We start from the raw sequence: 21,936 nt of genomic DNA, 5'->3' as shown, positions 1-21,936 counted from the left end.
ATGGGCCGACGTGAATTTGCTCATGTCGACTGTTCGCGTGCCAGACTTCAGCATCGAAATGGCGGACACCCTTTCTCGCTCCTGCTTTGTAAAGCGTTTTTCAGGCATCGGACGCAGCCAGATATCTGCATCAAGTCCGATTTGATGGGAGGCATGTCCTGAAGACATCGGACCGCCGCGCGGTTGCGCGATGTCACCAACCAGCAGACCGTTCCAGCCATCATATTGCCTGGCATCCGTCGCCAGCTTCTCCAGAAAGGCGATCAGGGTGGGGTGTCCCCAGATGCGATTGCGCGACAGTCGCATGGCCTGCCAGGCCGGTCCGTCAACCGGCATGGCAACACCGCCTGCAAGGCATCCCCTTGCATAGGAGCCCAGAGAACGGGCCTGCAAATTGGCGGGCAGTGTCTTGCTGCCAAAAAGCTGCTTGGCCGGCGTCTGCGCCCCGGCCCCGTTCGATCCCAGAGCGCTGGTGGCTAAAAGAATACAAACGGCAAACCAGGCTCGTGAGAGCGAGGGAAGCGATTTTTCGTGAGGTTGACTAAACAAGGGCCGCTTTTCCGTCTTGATGCCGATTGCTCGCATGGTATGGCTCCGAGGAGACAGGGGGTCAGATTGGGGATGATTCTATAAACAAAATATTAACCAAATGTGGCCCTGAACTGCTATCTCCTGATTGCGGCATTTTTTACGAGCTTGTGGAGCATGCCGAATCAAGCTGAAATGACTCGCCTGCGTTGCAAACTGTGGTATCTTGTCCAAATTCCGTTTCTGCTCAACAACTTCAAGAGAATGTCATGCGATTTTCTCCCTTTCTGCTTCTGTTTTCAGTTTTTCTCAGTGGCTGCGCCAGCTTGAGCAAGGAAGAATGTGTCGGGGGAGATTGGGGCAATATCGGAACCAGGGACGCAATCGAAGGCCATCAGTCTGATCGTCTCAAGGAGCACAAGGACGCTTGTGAGCGCTATGACATCATTCCCGATCCCAACGCTTACATGCAGGGCTATGAAAAGGGACTGGTGACCTATTGCACTCCCACCAACGGTTTTTCCGTCGGGCGCAACGGGTATGAATATAACTCCATTTGTCACAAGACGAGCGAGGCGGAATTCCTGCGAGGCTATTTGCGGGGCCGTGCGTTGCATGAGCTGGAAACCCGGATCGCCGAGTTGGAGCTTGAGCTGTCGAGGACCGAACGGCTGATCACCGATGCCCGGCACGAAGCGAAGGCACCCAAGAAGGGCAAGCCGCAGGAAAAGACAAAGGCTTCAGAGCGCAACAAGGATCTGCCGGCACTCATGCGAGATCGGGACCAAATACGTTTCGAGTTGGACCGCTTGCGGTTTGAGCGGGGCCAGGCCTTGCTTGCCGCCGACGAGTTTCTGCTCTCGGTTTCTTCCGAGACCTGAGCAGAGCCATTGCCAATGGCCCGAATCGCCGCAGGACGCTGGCCGGAGGGCGAGTAACACCGTTCGGATGTCACGTCTTATTTCTTCACGAAACCGGTGAAGGTCAGATGAAGGCGACGGCTGTGTGAGTGCGCCCTGTGTTCCAGCAAATAGACACCTTGCCATTGCCCCAGCGCCATGGCCCCCGATTGCACCGGGATCGTCAGACTGACTGAAGTCAGAAGGGTCTTGAGGTGGGCCGGCATGTCGTCGGGGCCTTCAAGCGAATGCTCGTAATACCGGTTTTCGGGCGCAATATCATCCAGATAGCGTAGCAGGTCTTCCTGCACCGTCGGGTCATAATTCTCCTGAATGGTCAGGGATGCCGATGTGTGTTGGCAGAAAACCGTAAGCGTGCCCGACATGGCCCCCGAGGATCGGAGCCAGTTGGAGATTTCCGATGAAATGGGGCGGCTGCTTTTCGGCGCACTTCTGAATTCAAGTGTTCCGTGAAGGACTTCAAAGCCCGATGGCAGATTGGCAGGTGGAGGCATTGCGCAGGGCTCCCGAGATGTCGGGCACCAGTTGATCCTGATGCCATATATCCAGATCTACATCAATTCGGCCTTGAACGGCAACATGGCAGCGCCCATCGCCGGATGTTGGCTTGCCAGCTCCGAAATGATCAGTTTGGGCACCTTGCGCGGAACGCCATAGCGTGGACGATTGAAGAATTTTGCCCGCGCAATCAACATTTCTGCCAGCTCTCTGGGTATTTCGCCGCCATAGACGATGGCTTGCGGGTCGATAATCGCACTCAAGGCGTTGATGATGCGATTGTGCGACGGTGTGACCATGTCGATCCATTCTGCCACGCCAGGCCAGTCGGGTTTGAAATTGCGGGCGAGCTGATTGATCGAATCGACCGGCACATCGTGTTTGGCAAGGCTTTTGAGAAGAAACTCGAGGGCTGGCCGTTTGTAATTTTCACCGGAATCGTAAATCCCGCTCATCTCGCCAGCATTGCCATGCCCGCCACGCAACAATTCGCCATCGACGATGATGCCACCACCAAAGCCGAAATTGAAGGAGAGATAGGCGAAAGACTTGATGTAGCGCCCAACCCCGAACATGGCTTCGCAAATGGCCGCGGTGTTGGCGCCATTCTCGGTCCAGACCGGAGCTTCGAACCGCTCCGAGAGTAGCGGCCCAAGCTCGATCAGAGACCATTCATGCAAGGGCAGGGGAGCATTGTATTTGGTTCCTTCAACCAGATATCCGGCGATGCCGAATCCGACACCAAACAGCTTGTCCTCCGAAAGATTGCGCTCCTCTGCCAGCGCTTTGCCTGCGGCAAGGATTTCGTCGAGCGCCGAAGCCATGGATTTGTCGCGAATCTGAACGCGACGCGTGCTGAAATTGCCAGCAAGATCCATAAGGACGATATCGACCTTGTCCGTGTTCAGCGAAATGCCGATGCTATAGGCCCAATCGGGATTGAGCTGCAAGGTGGGGCTTGGCTGGCCTCGCCCGGAAGCAGGCTTTGGCGCTCCCAGTCTCAGGATTTCCCTGTCGGCCAGATGTTCGACGATGCGGTGTACCGATTGCTGCGTGATGTCAAGGCGCGATATGAGCTCGGCGCGAGAAGACCCCGGCTTTGACCAGATCTCCCTAAGAAGTGCACGCTCGTTCCTCGAGACAATATCCTCTACCCGCCCTTCACGACGAAAGAGATTGGAAATCAATGGGCTGGGATTGTAGGAATGCATGTCCATTATTACAGTTTAAGTTCAAAAATAGCCACGATTCAACCGGTTTGATGACAGTTTATAACGAAGAAATGACAGTTTCACAACAAGCAGACCGGTGGTGCCTGGAAGAGCTTCATATCAATGTCACACATAAAGTGTAGTAATTAGTCTGGCGATTACGCCTCCGCGTAGGCCCCTATGAATTGCGAAACGATTGATCACTGATAGTTTTCGAGGACGATGATATGAAAACCAAACTGTTTGCTGCTACCGCAGTTGCAACGCTTGCACTGGCTGGCGCAGCTCAGGCAACCGATATTGAGTTCTGGTACGGCAATACCGGCCGCCCTGAACAGGCAATCCAGAATGCATGTAAACTGTTTAACGAAAGCCAGAGCGAACACAGCGTCAAATGTGTGGGCCAGGGTGGCTATGAAGCAGGCATGCAAAAGGCAATTGCAGCATTCCGCTCCAACGAGCATCCCGTTCTGATCCAGTTTTTCGATGCAGGCACCCTCGACCTGATGCTGTCCGGCGCCGTTGTGCCTGTCAGTGAAATCATGCCGGACGTCGACTGGAGCGACTATAATGTGGGCGCTCGTTCCTATTATCAGACTTCCAAGGGCGAGTTGATGTCTCAGCCTTACAACGGCTCTACCCTGCTTTTCTATGCCAACATGGAGCAGCTTGGAAAAGTCGGTGTAACCGCAGTGCCGCAGACTTGGGAAGAGTTGCATGATGTGGCTGTCAAGCTCAAGGACGCTGGCCATGCCTGCCCATTCGTGACCGATGCGCATCCCTGGCGCGTTCTGGAGCAATTCTCCGCACGTCATGGTCTGGCCATCGCAACCAACCACAATGGCTATTCTGGTCTTGATGCCGAATACAGCTTTAACAAGGGCAAGGTCGCCGAGCACCTGAACAATCTCTACACCTGGCGCAAGGACGGTCTGGTCAAGTTGAATCAGGACACCGAAGCAGGCAAATATACCGACGCCTTCAATGCTGGCGAATGCGCCATGATGGAAGGCTCTACCGGATCCTATGGCGCGGCCTTCAAGGCGCTGGGCGACAAGGTCAAGCTGGCCATGGCGCCGATGTATGAAGGGTTCGAGCGCCACAATACTTTCATCGGTGGTGCATCGATCTGGGTCATGAAAGGCCACAGCACTGAAGAGATCGAGGCAGCAAAAGCCTTCCTCGACTTCCTTCGCGAAGATGATCAGCAGATCGAATTCACACGCATGACCGGCTATATGCCCGTTACCATGTCCGCGATGAAAAAGCTCAAGGAAAGCGGCAAGTCCGACGATCTGGAATTTGCCACCGCCGAGATGGGCGTCGCATCCCTCAACATGCCGGGATCGGAAGACAGCCAGGGCCTTCGTCTGGGCTTCTATGTGCAGTTCCGCGATATCTTCAAGGAAGAGACCCAGAAGGCTTTCAACGGCGAGCAGACAATGCAGGTTGCTCTTGATGCGGCCAAAAAGCGTGGCGATGAATTGTTGCGTCGTTTCGAGCAGACCTACAAGGGCGTGAAACTCCCGTAAGTCAAACGCCTTCTCTTCATTTAGGTCATTGGGGTCGGCCACGGTTCTGGCCGGCCCTGATTGTCACGCCAAGCAGTCAAGAGACGTTGTCAGATGAACAATTCTCAGTTTCACAGACGATGGTTGCCGCTGCTCCTGTCCTTGCCGCAGCTGCTGCTCATCATCCTCTTCTTTTACATACCGATCTATATGGCCTTTTTCTGGTCCTTCACCCTCGAGCGCCCCTTCGGTGGCGGCTCTCAATTCGTCGGCATGCAGAACTATCTCCGGGTGTTGACCGACACTGAATTCTGGATGGCGGCTGAACGCACACTGTTGTTCATGGTCACCGCCTCAAGCCTTGCGGTGATATTGCCCTTATTTCTTGCCGTTGCGGCTGACCGCAAGGTGCGCCTTGCCATGCCGGCGCGGAACATTCTGGTTTGGCCGAAAGGCATAGCAGGCGCATCGCTGGGTGTCGTCTTTCTGTTCATTTTCAATCCCTTCTTGGGTATCCTCGCACCGCTCAACGACCTTTTTCCCGGCATCTGGCAGCCCGGCATAGATGGCAAGGATGCCTTTGTGATGCTGGTTGCCGCTCAGGTCTGGAGCGGCATTCCTTTTAACTTTGTCATTCTTCTTGCCGGTCTTCAGTCCGTGCCCGCTTCCATGCATCATTCCGCTGCAATGGATGGCGCAAGCGCCTGGCGGCGCATTCGCGACATTCAGATCCCTATGATCATGCCCCAGCTTTTTCTGGTTTTCGTGCTGGAATTCACCGAAAGCGTGACCGGAGCATTTGGCATCATCGATGCCATGACCGAAGGCGGGCCGGGCGGTGCAACGACGCTTCTGGTCTATAAAATCTATGTCGATGGCTTCAAGGGGTACGATCTTTCAGGTGCTTCGACCCAGTCGACAATCCTGATGATTCTGGTCATTTCCCTTGCTGCTTTCCAATTCTTCTATTTGGAAAAGAAAGTCAGATACGAGCGCTAGAGCCATGATTGAAAAAACAAAAGGCGTGGATCGTGCAGCCAATATCGTGCTTGCCACGGGAATGATCTTCATCCTGTTTCCACTTGTCATCACTCTTGTCACAGCAACCCAGTCCTACGAGGATTTTGTCAGGAACGGGTTCAGTTTCATGCCGGGAACCCATTTTCTGGACAATATCTCGATCGTGATCGAAACAACCCATTTGCCGCGCCAGATCCTCAACTCGATCATCATGGCGACCATGATGGCGACCATCAAATGTGTGATTGCCTTTCTGACCGCCTATGCCATTGTCTATTTCCGCATCCGCTATGGCGGCATCATCTTTGCCATGGTGCTGGTGACCAATCTGATGCCGTTGGAGCTGCGTTTCATCACCACCTATCAGGTCGCCTCCAATGTCATGTTGCCGGTCAATGCCTTTCTGGAATTCACGGGCATTGCCCGCATCATCGAACTGATCTCCGGTCATCACCCACATTACAAGCTGAGCATTCTGAACACCTATTTCGGTCTTGCTGCACCGTTATTGGCAAACGGAACCGGGACTTTCCTGTTCCGCCAGTATTTCCGCTCCCTGCCTGCCGATCTCAGCAAGGCGGCCAAGATGGATGGCGCCGGACCGATCCGCTTTCTCTGGGACATTCTCATGCCGCTCTCGAAAAGCAATTTCGCTGCGCTGTTCCTAATCATGTTTCTGGGTGGCTGGACCCAATATCTCTGGCCGCTGGTTGCCGCCTCGACCCCGGAAATGCAAACGGCCGTCGTCGGCCTCGCCCGCCTCTCTCCGGGAATACCCGGTGAAGTGCCCCAATATCCCGCCATCATGGCCGGTGCTGTCATGGTCTCGGTTATTCCCCTGCTGATGATTGCCTTCATGCAACGCCATATCGTTCGTGGCCTGACACTGACGGAGAAGTAAGATGAAACAGACAGTGACGACATCCGCCGAGATCGAGTTGAACAATCTGTCCAAGAGGTTCGATGATCTGGAAGTCATTCCGCCGATGTCCGCCTGCCTTCATGACGGTGAATTTACCGTCATTCTCGGCCCCTCGGGCTGTGGCAAGTCCACCTTGCTCAACATGATTGCCGGGCTCGAGGTGGTCAGTGGTGGCAAGATCTTGATCGGTGGCGTTGAAATGCAGGACATGGAGCCCAAAGACCGGGGCTGCGCCATGGTGTTCCAGAATTATGCCCTTTATCCGCACATGAGCGTTGCAGAAAATATCGGCTATTCGCTCAAGGTCGCAAAGGTGAACAAGGCCGAGCGGAGCGAACGGGTCGTTGCTGCGGCGCGTTTTGTCTCTCTTGAAGAGTATCTTGACAGACGTCCGGGCCAGCTGTCCGGTGGCCAGCGGCAGCGTGTTGCCATTGCCCGAGCGATTGTGCGTGAGCCAAAGGTCATGCTGTTTGACGAACCCCTTTCCAACCTTGATGCCAAATTGCGCCACGAAATGCGCATGGAGCTGTCCTCCCTTCACAAGCGCATCAAGGCGACATCGGTGTTCGTCACTCATGATCAGGTCGAAGCCATGACGCTCGCCGACCGGATCATGGTTCTGAACAAGGGGCAAATCGAACAATTTGATAAACCATCGGTCATTTACAATCACCCTGCCTCCACATTTGTTGCCAATTTCATTGGCTCTCCGGCGATGAATCTGATCAACGTGACAGGCGATGGATCCCACTACCGCCTCGGCGACGGCAGCATCCTTGCCGTGGGGTCCAAAAAGGGAGATTTCATTTTGGGAATCAGACCCGAGCATGTCGCGATACAAGCAGATGGACCCCAGGCCGATGTTACATATATAGAAGATCTCGGCTCGCATTTCGTGATGGTTGCGCAATTGAGTGACGGTCAGCAGATCCAGATCTCCCGCCCTCACGATGAGGAAACACCTGCCATGTCTGATCTGAAGATCAGACTTTCCGACAGCCGTATCCGCCTCTTTGATCCAGAAACACAAAAAGCAATCAGTTAAGACCAGGCATGTATATTTCAAGACCAGATCCCATCAGGTTCCTGACCGGACAACTCTCGTCCACCCCCTTTCCGCAAGCGATAAGCAGCGTGGATGGTGGCGGAAAATTCACCCATCAGGGCGAGGTCCTTACCTTTCCCGGCAACACCTTCATCTGCCATATCGACAAACAGAGCCGCGCTTTCTCGGCTTTGGTCCAAATGCAGCGGGAGATCATGGAAAGCCCGCATGGGCGTTTTTTCACGTTCCTTCCCCCGCAAAGCTTTCACATGACCATCTTTCAGGGGGTGACGTCGGTCTGCTCCAGCCATGAAAAGGGCTGGCCGAAGGATATTCCGTTTGGCGAGATGCGCGATGACGTCACCGCCCGGTTTGTCGAGAAGCTCGCGGATCAGTCTTTTCCGAGCCGTGTTGCAGTGTCGGCGCATGACCTCTTTACCTGCCATTCCCTGACCATGACCGGTGCCAGCGAAGCGGATGAAAAGGCCCTTCGGGCCGTCCGTGACCAGCTCTCCGAGGTCACGTCAATCCGCTTCAAGGATCATGATCGCTACATATTTCACGTAACACTCGCCTACCTTCTTCAGTGGGTTGACCCTCAAGCCGCCGAGGAAATTGTTTCTTTCGGTGACGGGCTTTTCGCCCGCTATTCAGAGGATCTTCAGTCCATCCCTATCGGCCCGATTGAATTTTGCAATTTTGAAACCATGCATCATTTCGAACCTGTTTCATACTTGAAGGACTGACCATGTCGGCTCGCTCTCTCGTCAATTGTCTTCTGCTGGCGATCGCTCTGTGCGCGCCCGCCAGCAGCGTCACTGCCCAACCCTCCGACGTATCATCAATCCGGACACGGTTTGCAGGCGATCAACCCGTTGTGTTGATCGCCCATCGTGCCAACGGGTTCGGCTTTCCGGAAAATTCTCTGGCTGGAATCAAAGCCGCGATTGATGCGGGCATCGATATGATCGAACTGGATGTCCGCGTCAGTGCCGATCATGTACATTATCTCATGCATGATCGTTCGCTGGATCGCACCACGAACGTTCAGGCCCGTTTTCCGGATGGTCCGCCCAAAGTTCCCGGCTTTGGCGCATTTGCCATCGCCGACAACGCGATTCTTTTCTACAAGTCAGATGAGATCAACACGCTGGAGCTCAAGGCAGAAACCTCCGCTGACCATGCCGTTCCAACCCTCGAGGAAGCGCTCAAAATCGCCAAGGGGCGGATTCTCATTGATCTTGACGTCAAGGATTATCAGGCCGAAGAACTGGGCAAACTGGTTCGTACCTATGGCACCGACAATCTGATGGTTCGCAATCCAAGCCTTGACAAACTGAAGGCGATTTACGACGCCACCGGCGCTTCGCCGCTTCATTCCCTTGATCAGGCAGACAACAAGATTGCACGACTGCACGAACTCAAGGCGCTGTTTGGCGAGGATGTCAAAGCCGTTGAAATCAGCGCCGGGCTCATCACTCCCGATTTGGCAATCCAGGCAAAACAGCTTGGTATTCGACTGTGGGTCAATGGGCTGGCAAAACCGGACCGGGACATCGAGCAGGGAGATGTTTCCACCTGGCAAAGGGTTCTTGGAAGCGGCGCACGCGCCTTTCAGACCGACTATCCCCTGACCGTCAAACCGCTATTTGAAAAATAATCTCGTGATATGGGCCGTGTTCCCGACGGCTCGGTTTCACGCTCATTTTTAATGACAGGACAAGACCATGAAGTATCGCGCTTTCGTCAAGGATATCGTCAACCGGCCGGCCATTGTTGCCCATCGTGGAGCCTGGCACCATGCACCGGAAAACAGCATCGCAGCGATCGAGGCTGCCATTGCCGGGCAATATGACATTGTCGAGGTTGATATACAGAAAAGCGCCGATGGCGTCCTGTTTCTTATGCATGACTGGCAATTGACCCGCATGACCGGGAATGTGACGAAGGCCCAGGATCTGACCATCGCCCACCTTCAGTCCCTGCCCATGCGCAATGGCAAGGGTGGCGAGGGAGCTGGCCTGACCAGCCATCACATTCCGACCCTGGCCGAGGCTCTGGAAACGGCCAGGGGCAAGCTCTTCCTCGATCTTGACGTCAAATCCTTTGAGCATCTCGCAGACGTCGCAAGCCTTGCTGCGGATATGGGGGTGACCGGAGAGGTGGATATCAAGATCAAGGTTCAGACCGCTGAACAGGCGGCCTATCTCACGGAGCTTGAAAAGGCCTATGGCCTGATGGTCATGCCCATGGTGCGCTTTGAGGGGGCGCATATTGATGAGCAGATTGCGTTGCTTCAATCTGTCGGAGCCAATGTGGTAGAAAGCAAATTCGATGAACTGGCACTGATGCACGAGAACGCCGATGCCTTCAGAAAGGCCGGTTTGACCATTTGGGTCAATACGCTCGACTCGGTTGCATGCGATGATCTTCTTGACAGCAAGGCGCTTGAAGATCCCGAAAAGATCTGGGGCCGGATGTGTGATGCAGGTATCGGAATTGTCCAGACCGACGAGCCGGAGGCACTGGCAGCCTGGCGCGGGCAAAGAAATGGCTGAGCAGCAGGGTGCGCGGCCTCATGCTCTGCTCATGGGCCGTCTCAGCACATGCTTTCCCTCCTTCTCTGCCCTGAAAAGGGGCCGTGGCAAATCGCAACAGCACCGGATGGTCAAACATCCGGCGCTTGCAAATGGACAAGGTCACTCGCTTGAAAGCGCAGCCACGGGATCCAGTCGCGATGCATTGCGGGCTGGCAAATAGCCAAACACGATGCCGATAAGGCTCGAGCAGAGCACGGCAGCAATGATCGATGTGCTCGAATAGACGAGGGAAAAGCTCGAACTGAAATAGCTGAAGGCCGCACCAAATCCAAGCGCCAGACCAATGCCGGCAAAGCCGCCAACAAGGCAAACCAGAACGGCCTCGATCAGAAACTGTCGAAGAATATCATTCTGCCGGGCTCCAACGGCCATTCGAACCCCGATTTCGGAAATGCGCTCGGACACCGAGACCAGCATGATATTCATCACGCCAATGCCTCCGACAATCAGGGAAATCACCGCAATCGAGCCGATCAGGATGGTCATGGTCTGGGTCGTGCTGGTGATGGTCTTGCGAATGTCGTCCGTATTGAGAATGTAGAAATCCTTCGAGCCATGGCGCAGGGTCAGAAACTCGGTGACGGCACTCTCGACATAGTCCATGTCGAAATCGTCTTTCACCCGCAAGGTGATACTGCGCAAGGTGCTGTCGCCCAAAAAACGGGCCTGCACCGTGGTATAGGGCAAATAGAGCGACAAGCGTTGACTGGAGCCAAATCCACTCTGTTTGGTTGCTGTCACGCCGACCACGCGCATCGGAACCTTGCCGATGAAAACGATCCGCCCGAGCGGGTCGATGCCATCATCAAAAATCGCGTCTTTGGTATTCTCGTCTATCACCACTTCCTGCGCAAAGTCTCTCACGCTTTGAGCATCGAAAAACTGACCTTCGGATAGCTCGAGCCCCTTGGCAGAGAAATATTGCTCGCTTACGCCATTCACTTGAGCGTTGGCCTCATTGGCTTCAAAGCGAATGGTGCTCTGGGTCGACACTGTCGGGGTCACTGCCATGGCATAGGGTTGCTTGGTCAATTGTGTGGCGTCATCGACGACGAGGGTCGTGATGCGCGCAGACCGCACGTCGCCAAAACTGCGCCCTGCAAAAATTTCGAGCGAGTTGGTGCCAAGGCTTGAAATATTTTCGAGGACCCGCTGCTGTGACCCTTGCCCGAGCGCCACGACGCTGACCACCGAGGCAATTCCGATGATGATGCCGAGCATGGTGAGAAAGGCCCGCAACTTGTGTGCCCACATCGACAGAAGCGCCATGCCGAAAGCCTCACGCAAGGGACCGAGAAAGCCGCCTCCACCTTTCTTGTCAAATGTCATCAACGGGCGTGGTTGCTCCGCCGCTTCATCGGGGGCGATTGGTTCGGATCTATGGTCGGAAATGATTTCACCATCGCTGATCTCGATGACACGCTCTGCGCGGGCCGCGATATCGGGATCATGGGTAACAATGATGACCGTCCGGCCTTCCCTGTTAAGCTCTTTGAGAATGGCGAGCACTTCCTCGCCGCTTTTCTTGTCGAGCGCCCCGGTCGGTTCGTCGGCGAGAATGATCTCAGCGTCGTTCATCAAGGCGCGAGCGATTGATGTCCGTTGCTGCTGACCACCGGAAAGCTGGCTGGGGCGGTGGTCGACCCTGTCCCCCATGCCAAGGCGTGTGAGCAGCTTTTCCGCGCGCTCATCCCGTTTGGCTGATGAGACACCGGCATAGACCGCCGGGATTTCCACATTGCCCAATGCGTCGAGCTCGGAGAGCAAATGATAGCGCTGGAAGATGAAGCCGAAATATTCCCGTCTGAGCTTTGCCAGATCATCGCTGTCGAACAGCTTGGTCTCCTTGCCGGAAATCCGATAGCTGCCGCTGGTTGCCTGATCAAGACAGCCAAGAATGTGCATCAATGTCGATTTGCCTGAGCCTGACGTGCCGATGATGGCGACCATTTCACCTGCTTCGATCGTCAGGTCCACATCCTTGAGGGCAGAGACGACGGTATCTCCGGATTTGAAGTCCCGCCGAAGTTTCTCAAGCTGAATGAGCGGTTCTCTCATGCCTAAAGCCCCATCGGCGGCGGACCGCCCGGTCCCATTCTGCCACCGCTTTTGGTATCAGAGCTTTTTGCAGCTTCGATATTGCCGGTAACTACGCGCTCGTTTTCCTGAAGGCCCGATTTGATCTCGGCCATGACCTTGTCGTTAAGGCCAATTTCAACCCGCCGAACGGCAACCGCTCCATTCTCATCCTGTACACGGACCATATAGGCCCCGTCCGGACCTGCTGGTCCAAGGGCCGTCGATGGAATGGCCAGTACCTGATGGGCTTCTCCCAGAACGATATGGACCTCTGCGGTCATGTAGGTCCTGAGCTTGCCATCTTCATTGGGAACGGTGAAATTGCCAAAATAGTAGATGGCAGTCGATGACGAGGAACTGCTGCTCGAAGAGGAGGAACTGGAGGAAATGCTGCTGTCGCTGGAAATGGATTCAGGCGCTGGCTCGATGGAGTCCAGTTTGGCATGATAGACCTTTTCAGGGTCACCCAGCACAGTGAAATGGACCGGCATGCCCACTTTGACCTTTGATATGTCCACCTCGGAAATCTCGGTGCGCACCGTCATCTGATCGAGTTGACCAAGAACAACGATTGTCGGAGCGGACTGTGAGGCGTTGACGGTCTGGCCCTCTTGCGTGACAACTGCAAGGACAGTGCCGTCGATGGGCGCCGTGACTTGTGTTCGATCAAGGGAGAGCTGGGCCGATTCAACCGCCAGTCTGGCCTCTTCTATCGAGGCCTTGATCTGCCTGATTTGCGCAACAGTGACATCGACTTCCGCCACGGCGCTGTCATAATCCGATTGCGATGCCGATTTCTTGTCCAGAAGCTGTTTGAGGCGATCAAGAGACTTGCGGTTCAAAACAAGGCTTGCCTCTTTTTCCATCAACTCCGCTTCATATTTCTCAAGCGCTGCCCGCTGCGTGAGAAGCGTGTTTTTCTGGCTGGCCGGATCAATCTCGGCGATCAGATCGCCTGCCTTGACCTCGTCGCCAAGTGCAACTTTCATGGACAGGATCCGCCCCGAAGACTGGGCACCGACCGCCACAAGACGCGCAGGCCGCAGAGTGCCACTGGCCAGAACGGTTTGTTCAATATCCTGCCGCTTAACCGTGGCGGTGGCAAAGCTCGCTTTGGGTTGGTCCTTGAGGTGAATCCAGTACCAGATACTGGCTCCCACAAGCAGCAGGAAAATCAGGGACACGATTGGCCATCTTCGCTTTTTCATTCTTTGCCTCGGATTATGGCTGTGCTGGTTTTGTCTGATCCGCACCCGATATCAGGACGTATAAACAAGCAAGCTCATGCATGGGCTGCCCGAATTGTTCCATGTCACTGCTGGTCGTTTATTGGCTTTTGCGACAAATGCGGTCTCGACGATCGGAAACGTGGATATTTTTGGTAATATCGGTTACCCTTATTATTCCGGGTTGTAAATTCAAAAATTGTAACGACACATTTTGAAACAATTACAAGAAATTCAGAAAAGATTTGAGCCAATGGCTGAGAGTAGACAAGCACAGATACGCAGCCGAGGTCGCCCCAAGCAGATTTCGGTTGCTGCCCATCGGCAGGCCATCACCAATGCGGCCTGGCCCTTGTTTCTGGAGAAGGGATATCGCGGCACGACGGTCAGCAAGGTCGCCGCGGCTGCGCATGTGTCTCTGCGCACGGTCTATCAGATCTTTCCCGGCAAGCTGGAACTGTTTGCCTCGGTCGTTGAAGAACATCGGCACTCGATGGTCGCCTTGCCCGCAGACTATGATCATTTGCCCATGATCGAGGCCCTTTATCGTATTTTTCAGATTGATATCGATGCAAAGGCACAACAGCGCCGCCTTGCGCTCCTGACCATGTTCATTGAAGAAAGTCGTCAGTTTCCGGAACTGGGGCCGATTTTGCAGGAACACGGCCCCGACCATGCGAGGGCCCTTCTGGTGGACTGGCTCGAGCACCAGCAGCAACTGGGCCGCATTTCGGTTTCCAATGCCGATTTCACCGCCCAGATGTTGATGGATGTTGTCTTTGGAGCCTCCTCCCTGAATTTCACAAGGCAACTCAAATGGCCAGGAGCCGCCGACCGAAAAGACTATCTCGGCCATTGCCTCACAATCTTGATCAAGGGATTGCAGCCTTGAACCGGCTTCGGTCCAGATGGTTTCTGGGGTGCCGAATGGGTGCGATCATGGACACCGGAAAGGCGTAAATTGAATGATTTTTTCGCGCTGGGTACCACAAGGGTCCGCTTTTCGCCTTCGCGCGGCCTGTCGCGCAGTCCGTCAGGTCATATTCCAAGAAAAAGCCAACTTATTGTGATCTCGAATAATCTTCAAAGACAAGTCTAACGGGTGATACCTTGGTCTACGTGCCTTGATCCAATCGCCCATGAAAGTAGCCGAATCATCCATTTACGATTGGGAATAAGTAATACTTAATGCCTTGTGGGAGACTTTTTCTATAGGGAGGAAACTATGAAACTAAGCTCCATTCTGCTCGCCAGTGCGCTCGTTCTTACACCGCTCACTGCAATGGCTGCTGGCAAAACCGTTGGTTTTTCGCAAATCGGGTCTGAATCCGGTTGGCGTGCTGCTGAAACCACAGTCACCAAACAGCAAGCTGAAAAACGCGGCGTGACTCTGAAATTCGCCGACGCTCAGCAAAAACAGGAAAACCAGATCAAGGCTCTTCGCGGCTTCATCGCCCAGGGCGTTGACGCGATCTTCCTTGCTCCCGTTGTTGCAACGGGTTGGGACTCTGTGCTTGAAGAAGCAAAAGATGCTGAAATCCCCGTCATCCTGCTCGACCGCAAAGTCGACTCCGATGACAGCCTTTACATGACAGCCGTAACCTCGGACACCGTTTTCGAAGGTGAAGTTGCCGGTAAATGGCTTAAAGATGCAACCGCTGGCAAAGACTGCCGCATTGTGGAGCTTCAGGGCACCACCGGGTCTTCTCCTGCGATCGACCGCAAAAAAGGTTTCGAGAAAGCAATTGCTGACGCTCCAAATCTGAAAATCGTTCGCAGCCAGACCGGCGACTTCACCCGCGCTCAGGGTAAAGTGGTCATGGAAAGCTTCCTGAAAGCTGAAGGTGCTGAAAATATTTGCGCTCTTTATGCTCACAATGATGACATGGCCGTTGGCGCCATTCAGGCCATCAAGGAAGCAGGCGCAAAACCGGGCGAAGACATTCTTGTCGTGGCTATCGATGCCGTGCCTGACATGCATCTTGCAATTTCCAATGGCGAAGCAAACGCAACCGTCGAGTTGACACCAAACATGGCTGGCCCGGCATTCGATATTCTCGATGCTTACTGGAAAGACGGCTCCATGCCTCCAAAATGGGTCCAGACCGAATCCAAGCTTTACACTCAGAAAGATGACAACAAAGCCATCTACGAAATGAAGAAAAGCCTTGGCTATTGATCTTTGACATTTGCCTTGGTGGTGGGCAGGGTTATGTTGCCCACCATCCTCGAATATTCGGCTTTTGTTTGGCGCGTTCCGACAATTGTGGTGGTGCTGCATTTGGTCAGGGACGAGGCTGAGCAAGAAGAAAGGGCAGGGGCGTTTTCAATGCATCTGCTCCAAAGTTTGGCAGCCTTCAGGATCAAACCATGTCTACGACCCCCGAACCGGTCCTGAAAGCGACCGGAATCTCCAAATATTTTCCAGGCGCCATAGCGCTTGATGACGTATCGCTCACCCTGCATGCCGGTGAGATTCATGCCCTGCTTGGTGAAAATGGAGCAGGAAAATCCACCCTCATCAAATGTCTGACCGGCGCTTACAAGAAGGATGCGGGAACGATTCTGCTGGAAGGCAAGGAAATCAATCCCCGAGATCCGCAGAGCAGTCTGGCGCTTGGTATCGGCACCGTCTATCAGGAAGTCAACCTGCTTCCCAACATGACCGTTGCCGAAAACCTGTTTCTGGGCTGGCAACCGATGCGCTTCGGCATGATCAACAACCGTGAGATGGTGCGGCGTTCAAAACAGGTTCTGTCCGAATTTGGTCTTGAAATCGACCCGACCCTGCTTCTTTCAAGCTATCCGATTGCCATCCAGCAGGTGATTGCCATCGCCCGGGCGGTTGAGCTTGCGGGCAAGGTGCTCATTCTGGATGAACCAACCGCCAGTCTCGACAGGGACGAGATTGATCTGCTCTTCTCCGTCATTCGCAAACTGACCGAGAGAGGCATGGCCGTCGTCTTCATCACGCACTTCCTCGATCAGGTTTTCGAGATTTCGGACAAGGCGACCGTTTTGAGAAACGGTCGGGTGGTTGGCACGCGCACACTTGCCGACGTCACCCAGACCGAGATTGTTACCATGATGCTGGGCCGGCAGCTTGAAGCGCTGGAAAGAAAAGGCAACGGGAAACAGGTCGGGGACACCATTCTTGAACTTGAACGTGTGGGGCGTCGCGGCGATATCGAGCCGTTCGATCTGATCCTGCACGAGGGAGAAGTGGTTGGTTTGGCTGGCCTGCTTGGTTCTGGTCGAAGCGAGACCGCGAACCTCATCTTCGGCGCAGCTCCTGCCGATCAGGGATCCATGAAATTGCGCGGCAAACCGGTCCGTCTCGACAATCCGCGTTCGACAATCCGGCTGGGCTTCGGGCTTTGTCCCGAAGATCGCAAGACGGAGGGTATTGTTGGGGATCTGTCTGTCCGCGAAAATATAATTCTCTCATTGCAGGCCCGACGCGGCTGGACCCGCCCGATCACCCGATCACGCGCCCAGAAGATAGCGGAAGACTATGTCAAGAAACTCGATATTCGGTTGGCCAGTCTTGATATGCCGATCCGCTTGCTATCGGGGGGCAACCAGCAGAAGGCGCTTCTGGCGCGCTGGCTGGCAACCGAGCCTGACATTCTCATTCTGGATGAACCAACCCGCGGGATCGATGTCGGGGCCCATGCCGAAATCATCGAACTCATTCAGTCCCTGCAAGAGCAGGGCATGGCGCTCATCGTGGCTTCATCCGAGCTTGAAGAACTGATCATCTATTCAAGCCGGATTATCGTGTTGCGCGACCGCCGTCAGGTGAAAGAACTAAGCGGGGACGATATTTCCATCGGGGCGATTGTGCAGTCCATCGCCGAAGAGGAGGTTGCAAATCAATGATTGGCGACACGTTACGACGCATAGCACCACAGCTCGTGATTCTGGCAGTGGTTCTTTTTCTGAACTTCCTCGTCTTTCCCGGGTTCTTTTCCATCGAATTTCAAAATGGTCGCCTGTTTGGTAACCTGATTGACGTTGTCAACCGTGGCGCGCCTGTGGCCCTGCTTTCGATAGGAATGACGCTGGTTATTGCCACCAAGGGGATTGACCTGTCCGTGGGTGCGGTGATGGCGATTGCCGGGGCGGTTGCCGCAACAGTTGTAACCGAAGGCGGCGGTTGGGTACCTGCCTTGCTCGCAGCCATCCTTGCCGGGCTGGCATGTGGCTCATGGAATGGTCTGCTCGTCTCCTACCTCAGGGTCCAGCCGATTGTGGCGACCTTGGTTCTGATGGTTGCCGGGCGAGGAATTGCCCAGTTGATCACAGAAGGCAAGATTATGACCTTCCTCAATCCCGGTCTCATCCATCTTGGTGCCGGGACGATCCTTGGTGTGCCAACTCCGGTCTTCATCTGGATCATATTGGGTATTTTCGTTGTCTATGTCGTCCGGCGCACCGCGCTTGGCATGCTGATCGAATCAATCGGCATCAACGAGACGGCCTCCCGGCTGGCCGGTATCAACTCCCGTGTTCTGCTGGTTGCGGTTTATCTGGTCAGCGGTTTCTGTGCCGCAATCGCCGGGGTGATCGTGGCTGCCGATATCAAGGGGGCGGATGCGAACAATGCGGGCCTGTGGATGGAGCTTGATGCCATTCTGGCAGTGGTCATCGGGGGTAACTCGCTTTTGGGAGGTCGTTTCTCCATCGTTGCCTCGCTGCTGGGTGCCTTGATTATCCAGTCGGTCAACTCGGTGATCCTTCTGTCCGGCATGCCACCAGAATTCAACCTGGTCATCAAGGCATTGCTGATCATCGTGATCCTGTTCATTCAATCCCCGGCTGTGCAGCACGCGATCTATCTCTTCCGGGCAACAACACCACCATCGCAGCCAAAAGAAAACGATACTCAGAATAATCAAACTGCCAAGGAGAGCCTGTCATGATGAAATCGCCTCGATTGCCGCTCTACATGACCATGGCGACCTTTGTCATCGCCTACATGCTTTGCATCTGGGTCTTCCCGAGCATGTTCTCAACCCGCGTCATTGCCAACCTTCTGACCGATAATGCCTTTCTTGGCATCACCGCTGTTGGCATGACCTTCGTCATCCTGACCGGCGGCATTGACCTTTCCGTTGGCGCGGTGATTGCCTTCACCGGTGTCTTCATCGCTGTGGTCCTGCGCGAAACGAACATCCATCCGGTGATCGTCTTCGGCATGGTTCTCACCATCACCATTGCCTTTGGCGCAGCCGAAGGGGCAATCGTGCATTATCTCGAAATGCCGGCCTTCATCGTGACGCTGGCGGGCATGTTCCTCATGCGGGGTATGGCCTATGTCCTGTCGACAGATTCCGTCCCTGTGACCCATGAATTCTATGACGTGTTGCAGTCGATCTACTGGAAAGCTCCTGGAGGTGGCCGCTTCAGGCTGATCGGTGGCATCATGCTGCTGGTCTATATCGCCGCCATGATTACGCTTCATCGCACGCGTTTCGGCAAGAATGTCTATGCGCTTGGTGGTGGTATCCATACCTCGCAGCTCATGGGGGTTCCCATTGCCAAGACAACAATTCTGATATATGCCGTATCAGGTGGTTTGGCAGGGCTCGCAGGGATTGTCTACTCCCTCTATACCTCGGCGGGATATTCACTTTCGACCGTGGGTGTGGAGCTTGATGCGATCGCTGCGGTGGTTATCGGTGGCACACTGCTCAGTGGAGGCACCGGCTTCGTCGCAGGAACCTTCTTTGGTATTTTGATCTCCGGCTTGATCCAGACCTATATTGTCTTTGATGGCACATTGTCGAGTTGGTGGACCAAGATTGTGATTGGCATCCTCTTGTTCACCTTTATCATGCTACAGAAGGTACTGGCGTGGGCGACCACAGCGAGAAGAAAACCAACAACAGAATTCGCGATGCGATCATGAGCCTGACGACCGGCGGAGTAGCGTCCCAGCAAGCGTTCAACAACACCTCCAAGGTTGTTGATCAGCTTGGCATGGCAATCGTATCGGGTGATTACGCCGAACGAACAATGATTCCACTGGATCCCGATCTGGAGGAAATGTTCGGCGTATCGCGCACCGTGATAAGGGAAGCCAAGAAGACGCTGGTCGGCAAAGGTCTGTTGCATTCCAAGGCCAAGGTTGGGACGCGTGTGCGCCCCTCCTCGGACTGGTCGATGTTCGACCCCGATGTTCTGCGCTGGCATGCATCCTTGCGAAAACCCGGGCCATTCCTTAAAGAATTGCATGAAATCCGGCTCATTTTCGAGCCAGCTGCGGCCTCTCTCGTTGCGAGGCGGGCTTCGGAAAAAGAGCATGCTCATCTTCTGCGCTACTATCAGCAAATGAAAAGCGCCGAGGACAATATATCCTTTGCGGTTGCCAACATCGAATTTCACACATCGATCCTGCACATGTCCGGTAATCGGTTTCTGTCATCACTTGGCGACATGGTTCAGGCGGCGCTCTTCTCGGTCTACCAGCATGAATATAGCAAGCCTCATATCGACCGGTCGCAAACGGAGCGTTTGGCGTCAATCGATATCTATGGCGCTCTGGTCGATGCGATCCGGCGGGGCGAGGCGACCCACGCCGAGCAGACCATGGCCAAGGCCATCATCGTCGACAAGGAAAGACTGACCTGATCGCATTGAAGGCTTCAGGCAAAAGCTTCTGAGGTCATGCCGTCGACCGCATGGGCCCTCATGACATACCCGTCTTTCCGCTTGTTCCGATTTTCCTGAAAATCTCAGCTATTTCGAGCAACTGCTCTTCAAGCGGGTTGCTTTTGCGCCAGATCATGCCGATCGTGCGGCTGGGGCGCGGGTCGGCCATGTGTGAAACCGACACTTTTGCAGAGCCGGTCTCGAGATCCACCGCCATTTCCGGAATGAGTGTCACACCAATCCCGGCCGCGACCATCTGCACCAGCGTTGTCAGGGAACTGCCTTCCATCAGGGTGCGCGTCGAGCTTGCCTTGCCTGAGCAGTAGGAAAGGGCCTGATCGCGGAAACAATGCCCCTCTTCCAGCAGCAGAAGTCGCATCTCCGGCAGCAAGTCAGGAGATGGAATGGGTTTATCCACCTCCGATGCCGGACGAAGCAGCACAAACTCCTCATCAAATAGTGCAAGTTCACGGATGGTCGGTTCTGATATTGGCAGCGCGACAATCGCCGCATCAAGTCGACTTTCCATAAGATCCTGAATGAGAATCTGTGTTTTCGCCTCCCGTGGCCTGAGGTCGAGACCGGGATAGCAGGCCATCATTTCGGTGATGAAGGATGACAGCAGATAGGGGGCCACCGTAGGGATGATTCCAAACCGGAATTGCCCACCAAGCTGTCCATTGTTGGAGCGGGCAAACTCTTCCAGATCATGTACGGAACGTAGGATATCTCTTGTTCTTTCAGCAAAGGACAGGCCGAATCCGGTCAAGTGGATTTGCCGCGCAGAGCGTTCGACCAAGGGGGTTCCGATCAGCTCTTCCAGCTCCTTGATCTGCACCGATAGCGCTGGCTGCGTGACCGCACATTCTTCCGCAGCGCGTCCAAAATGGCGATGGCGAGCAAGGGCGTCGAAATAGCGGAGTTGTTTCATGGAGAGATTTGTCATTAGAAAATCTTATCACAACGCAAAGAAAATGCAATTTCCTTTTATCATTAAGATTTGATAATTTGCATCTAAGACGCCGTCACGGGGGCAACGGCACCAAGGATAGAATGCTCCGAACATGAATGTTTGAAAACACTGAGACGCACGAAGCGTCTGGAGGATCAAATGGACCAGAATGATATGAAATCGACTGGCAAATGTCCGGTCATGCACGGCAGCAACACTTCGATGGGAACCGGCGTCATGGACTGGTGGCCAAATGCCCTCAATCTTGACATCCTGCATCAGCATGACACCAAGACAAAGCCCTACGGAGAGGACTTCAATTATAGAGAAGAAGTCAAGACACTTGATTTCGAAGCCCTCAAGCAGGACCTGCGCGATCTCATGACCGATAGTCAGGACTGGTGGCCTGCGGACTGGGGCAGCTATGTTGGCATGTTCGCCCGTGTCGCCTGGCATGCGGCAGGCTCCTATCGTCTGGCAGATGGCCGCGGCGGTGGTGGCACCGGCAACCAGCGTTTTGCGCCGCTCAATTCATGGCCTGACAATGTCAACACCGACAAGGGTCGCCGCCTGCTTTGGCCAATCAAAAAGAAATATGGCAACAAGATTTCCTGGGCCGACCTCATCATTCTCTCGGGCACCATTGCTTATGAAATGGCTGGTCTGAAGACCTTCGGCTTCGCCTTTGGCCGCGAAGACATATGGCACCCCGAGAAAGACACCTATTGGGGTGCTGAAAAAGAATGGCTTGCGGCAAGTGACAACCG

The 21,936-nt window shown here is 54.4% G+C and carries 21 protein-coding genes (1 of these 21 running past the window's edge); 15 read left to right on the top strand and 6 right to left on the bottom strand.

Features of this window, described 5'->3' with window-relative positions; translation table 11 throughout:
* On the bottom strand, nt 1–585 hold a 585-nt coding region (locus ACHZB8_RS13975), incomplete at its 3' end, for a penicillin-insensitive murein endopeptidase (protein WP_316861204.1).
* Between the two features lie 212 nt (nt 586–797).
* On the opposite strand from ACHZB8_RS13975, the gene ACHZB8_RS13970 reads away from it, so the two are divergent.
* The gene (locus ACHZB8_RS13970; protein ID WP_316861203.1) at nt 798–1,409 is read left to right on the top strand and encodes a DUF2799 domain-containing protein; all 612 of its coding nucleotides are present in this window, start codon (nt 798–800) and stop codon (nt 1,407–1,409) included.
* Between the two features lie 77 nt (nt 1,410–1,486).
* On the opposite strand, the gene ACHZB8_RS13965 is transcribed toward ACHZB8_RS13970, so the two are convergent.
* Nucleotides 1,487–1,942, bottom strand: coding sequence for a secondary thiamine-phosphate synthase enzyme YjbQ (locus ACHZB8_RS13965; protein ID WP_316861202.1), 456 nt, complete (start codon nt 1,940–1,942; stop codon nt 1,487–1,489).
* A 57-nt stretch (nt 1,943–1,999) separates the two neighbouring features.
* Nucleotides 2,000–3,157: an ROK family transcriptional regulator gene (locus ACHZB8_RS13960; protein ID WP_316861201.1), complete on the bottom strand. Its 1,158-nt coding sequence runs from the start codon at nt 3,155–3,157 to the stop codon at nt 2,000–2,002.
* Nucleotides 3,158–3,384: 227 nt separating this feature from the next.
* Between ACHZB8_RS13960 and ACHZB8_RS13955 the strand changes: the two genes are divergently transcribed.
* The 7 genes from ACHZB8_RS13955 (at nt 3,385) to ACHZB8_RS13925 (ending at nt 10,213) form a co-directional block, all read left to right on the top strand.
* On the top strand, nt 3,385–4,689 hold the full coding sequence (locus ACHZB8_RS13955; protein ID WP_316861200.1) for an extracellular solute-binding protein: 1,305 nt from the start codon (nt 3,385–3,387) through the stop codon (nt 4,687–4,689).
* A 93-nt stretch (nt 4,690–4,782) separates the two neighbouring features.
* Entirely contained in the window at nt 4,783–5,667 is an 885-nt protein-coding gene (locus tag ACHZB8_RS13950; RefSeq protein ID WP_316861199.1) for a sugar ABC transporter permease, read from the top strand.
* A 4-nt stretch (nt 5,668–5,671) separates the two neighbouring features.
* Nucleotides 5,672–6,589 carry an ABC transporter permease subunit gene (locus ACHZB8_RS13945; protein ID WP_316861198.1) on the top strand — a complete coding sequence of 306 codons (918 nt, stop codon included), beginning with the start codon at nt 5,672–5,674 and terminating at the stop codon, nt 6,587–6,589.
* A gap of 1 nt (nt 6,590) precedes the next feature.
* On the top strand, nt 6,591–7,655 hold the full coding sequence (locus ACHZB8_RS13940) for a sn-glycerol-3-phosphate ABC transporter ATP-binding protein UgpC (RefSeq protein ID WP_316861197.1): 1,065 nt from the start codon (nt 6,591–6,593) through the stop codon (nt 7,653–7,655).
* Nucleotides 7,656–7,663: 8 nt separating this feature from the next.
* Nucleotides 7,664–8,401 (top strand): DUF1868 domain-containing protein, encoded by a 738-nt coding sequence (locus ACHZB8_RS13935; RefSeq protein WP_316861196.1) that lies wholly within the window; start codon nt 7,664–7,666, stop codon nt 8,399–8,401.
* Nucleotides 8,402–8,403: 2 nt separating this feature from the next.
* Nucleotides 8,404–9,315, top strand: a complete 912-nt coding sequence (locus ACHZB8_RS13930) for a glycerophosphodiester phosphodiesterase family protein (RefSeq protein WP_316861195.1) — start codon at nt 8,404–8,406, stop codon at nt 9,313–9,315.
* 67 nt (nt 9,316–9,382) lie between these two features.
* Nucleotides 9,383–10,213, top strand: coding sequence for a glycerophosphodiester phosphodiesterase family protein (locus tag ACHZB8_RS13925; protein WP_316861194.1), 831 nt, complete (start codon nt 9,383–9,385; stop codon nt 10,211–10,213).
* A 141-nt stretch (nt 10,214–10,354) separates the two neighbouring features.
* On the opposite strand, the gene ACHZB8_RS13920 is transcribed toward ACHZB8_RS13925, so the two are convergent.
* Nucleotides 10,355–12,313, bottom strand: a complete 1,959-nt coding sequence (locus ACHZB8_RS13920) for a MacB family efflux pump subunit (protein WP_316861193.1) — start codon at nt 12,311–12,313, stop codon at nt 10,355–10,357.
* A 2-nt stretch (nt 12,314–12,315) separates the two neighbouring features.
* A complete protein-coding gene (locus ACHZB8_RS13915; protein WP_316861192.1) occupies nt 12,316–13,542 on the bottom strand; it encodes an efflux RND transporter periplasmic adaptor subunit in 1,227 nt (408 codons plus the stop codon).
* 271 nt (nt 13,543–13,813) lie between these two features.
* On the opposite strand from ACHZB8_RS13915, the gene ACHZB8_RS13910 reads away from it, so the two are divergent.
* The 6 genes from ACHZB8_RS13910 (at nt 13,814) to ACHZB8_RS13885 (ending at nt 20,196) form a co-directional block, all read left to right on the top strand.
* Nucleotides 13,814–14,452, top strand: coding sequence for a TetR/AcrR family transcriptional regulator (locus ACHZB8_RS13910; RefSeq protein WP_316861190.1), 639 nt, complete (start codon nt 13,814–13,816; stop codon nt 14,450–14,452).
* Nucleotides 14,453–14,785: 333 nt separating this feature from the next.
* On the top strand, nt 14,786–15,739 hold the full coding sequence (ytfQ, locus tag ACHZB8_RS13905) for a galactofuranose ABC transporter, galactofuranose-binding protein YtfQ (protein ID WP_316861189.1): 954 nt from the start codon (nt 14,786–14,788) through the stop codon (nt 15,737–15,739).
* Between the two features lie 191 nt (nt 15,740–15,930).
* Nucleotides 15,931–17,442 carry a sugar ABC transporter ATP-binding protein gene (locus ACHZB8_RS13900; RefSeq protein WP_316861188.1) on the top strand — a complete coding sequence of 504 codons (1,512 nt, stop codon included), beginning with the start codon at nt 15,931–15,933 and terminating at the stop codon, nt 17,440–17,442.
* On the top strand, nt 17,439–18,485 hold the full coding sequence (locus ACHZB8_RS13895; protein ID WP_316861187.1) for an ABC transporter permease: 1,047 nt from the start codon (nt 17,439–17,441) through the stop codon (nt 18,483–18,485). Before ACHZB8_RS13900 ends, ACHZB8_RS13895 begins: the two co-directional genes overlap by 4 nt.
* Nucleotides 18,485–19,474, top strand: coding sequence for a galactofuranose ABC transporter, permease protein YjfF (yjfF, locus tag ACHZB8_RS13890; protein ID WP_316861208.1), 990 nt, complete (start codon nt 18,485–18,487; stop codon nt 19,472–19,474). The genes ACHZB8_RS13895 and yjfF overlap by 1 nt, the downstream gene beginning before the upstream one ends.
* On the top strand, nt 19,420–20,196 hold the full coding sequence (locus ACHZB8_RS13885) for a FadR/GntR family transcriptional regulator (RefSeq protein WP_316861185.1): 777 nt from the start codon (nt 19,420–19,422) through the stop codon (nt 20,194–20,196). The genes yjfF and ACHZB8_RS13885 overlap by 55 nt, the downstream gene beginning before the upstream one ends.
* A gap of 58 nt (nt 20,197–20,254) precedes the next feature.
* On the opposite strand, the gene ACHZB8_RS13880 is transcribed toward ACHZB8_RS13885, so the two are convergent.
* Entirely contained in the window at nt 20,255–21,163 is a 909-nt protein-coding gene (locus ACHZB8_RS13880; protein WP_316861183.1) for a LysR substrate-binding domain-containing protein, read from the bottom strand.
* A 165-nt stretch (nt 21,164–21,328) separates the two neighbouring features.
* Between ACHZB8_RS13880 and katG the strand changes: the two genes are divergently transcribed.
* Nucleotides 21,329–21,936 carry the beginning of a catalase/peroxidase HPI gene (katG, locus tag ACHZB8_RS13875; RefSeq protein ID WP_316861182.1) on the top strand. Its footprint extends 1,570 nt past the window's final position, so only the first 608 of its 2,178 coding nucleotides appear in the window; it begins with the start codon at nt 21,329–21,331; its stop codon lies beyond the right edge, outside the window.

The sequence above is a fragment of the uncultured Cohaesibacter sp. genome (genome assembly GCF_963556055.3).
Classification (GTDB): domain Bacteria; phylum Pseudomonadota; class Alphaproteobacteria; order Rhizobiales; family Cohaesibacteraceae; genus Cohaesibacter.
Note: the sequence above shows the minus strand (reverse complement) of the source record. Positions and strands in the feature narration are given on the sequence as shown.

Bases quoted from the DNA above. Each gene is read 5' to 3' on its own strand.
- ACHZB8_RS13895 (WP_316861187.1), top strand. From the start codon at position 17,439: ATGATTGGCGACACGTTACGACGCATAGCACCACAGCTCGTGATTCTG.
- ACHZB8_RS13915 (WP_316861192.1), bottom strand. From the start codon at position 13,542: ATGAAAAAGCGAAGATGGCCAATCGTGTCCCTGATTTTCCTGCTGCTT.
- ACHZB8_RS13970 (WP_316861203.1), top strand. From the start codon at position 798: ATGCGATTTTCTCCCTTTCTGCTTCTGTTTTCAGTTTTTCTCAGTGGC.
- ACHZB8_RS13910 (WP_316861190.1), top strand. From the start codon at position 13,814: ATGGCTGAGAGTAGACAAGCACAGATACGCAGCCGAGGTCGCCCCAAG.
- ACHZB8_RS13920 (WP_316861193.1), bottom strand. From the start codon at position 12,313: ATGAGAGAACCGCTCATTCAGCTTGAGAAACTTCGGCGGGACTTCAAA.
- ACHZB8_RS13965 (WP_316861202.1), bottom strand. From the start codon at position 1,942: ATGCCTCCACCTGCCAATCTGCCATCGGGCTTTGAAGTCCTTCACGGA.
- ACHZB8_RS13945 (WP_316861198.1), top strand. From the start codon at position 5,672: ATGATTGAAAAAACAAAAGGCGTGGATCGTGCAGCCAATATCGTGCTT.
- ACHZB8_RS13940 (WP_316861197.1), top strand. From the start codon at position 6,591: ATGAAACAGACAGTGACGACATCCGCCGAGATCGAGTTGAACAATCTG.
- ACHZB8_RS13880 (WP_316861183.1), bottom strand. From the start codon at position 21,163: ATGACAAATCTCTCCATGAAACAACTCCGCTATTTCGACGCCCTTGCT.
- ACHZB8_RS13960 (WP_316861201.1), bottom strand. From the start codon at position 3,157: ATGCATTCCTACAATCCCAGCCCATTGATTTCCAATCTCTTTCGTCGT.
- ACHZB8_RS13930 (WP_316861195.1), top strand. From the start codon at position 8,404: ATGTCGGCTCGCTCTCTCGTCAATTGTCTTCTGCTGGCGATCGCTCTG.
- ACHZB8_RS13950 (WP_316861199.1), top strand. From the start codon at position 4,783: ATGAACAATTCTCAGTTTCACAGACGATGGTTGCCGCTGCTCCTGTCC.
- ACHZB8_RS13935 (WP_316861196.1), top strand. From the start codon at position 7,664: ATGTATATTTCAAGACCAGATCCCATCAGGTTCCTGACCGGACAACTC.
- ACHZB8_RS13955 (WP_316861200.1), top strand. From the start codon at position 3,385: ATGAAAACCAAACTGTTTGCTGCTACCGCAGTTGCAACGCTTGCACTG.
- ACHZB8_RS13925 (WP_316861194.1), top strand. From the start codon at position 9,383: ATGAAGTATCGCGCTTTCGTCAAGGATATCGTCAACCGGCCGGCCATT.
- yjfF (WP_316861208.1), top strand. From the start codon at position 18,485: ATGAAATCGCCTCGATTGCCGCTCTACATGACCATGGCGACCTTTGTC.
- ytfQ (WP_316861189.1), top strand. From the start codon at position 14,786: ATGAAACTAAGCTCCATTCTGCTCGCCAGTGCGCTCGTTCTTACACCG.
- ACHZB8_RS13900 (WP_316861188.1), top strand. From the start codon at position 15,931: ATGTCTACGACCCCCGAACCGGTCCTGAAAGCGACCGGAATCTCCAAA.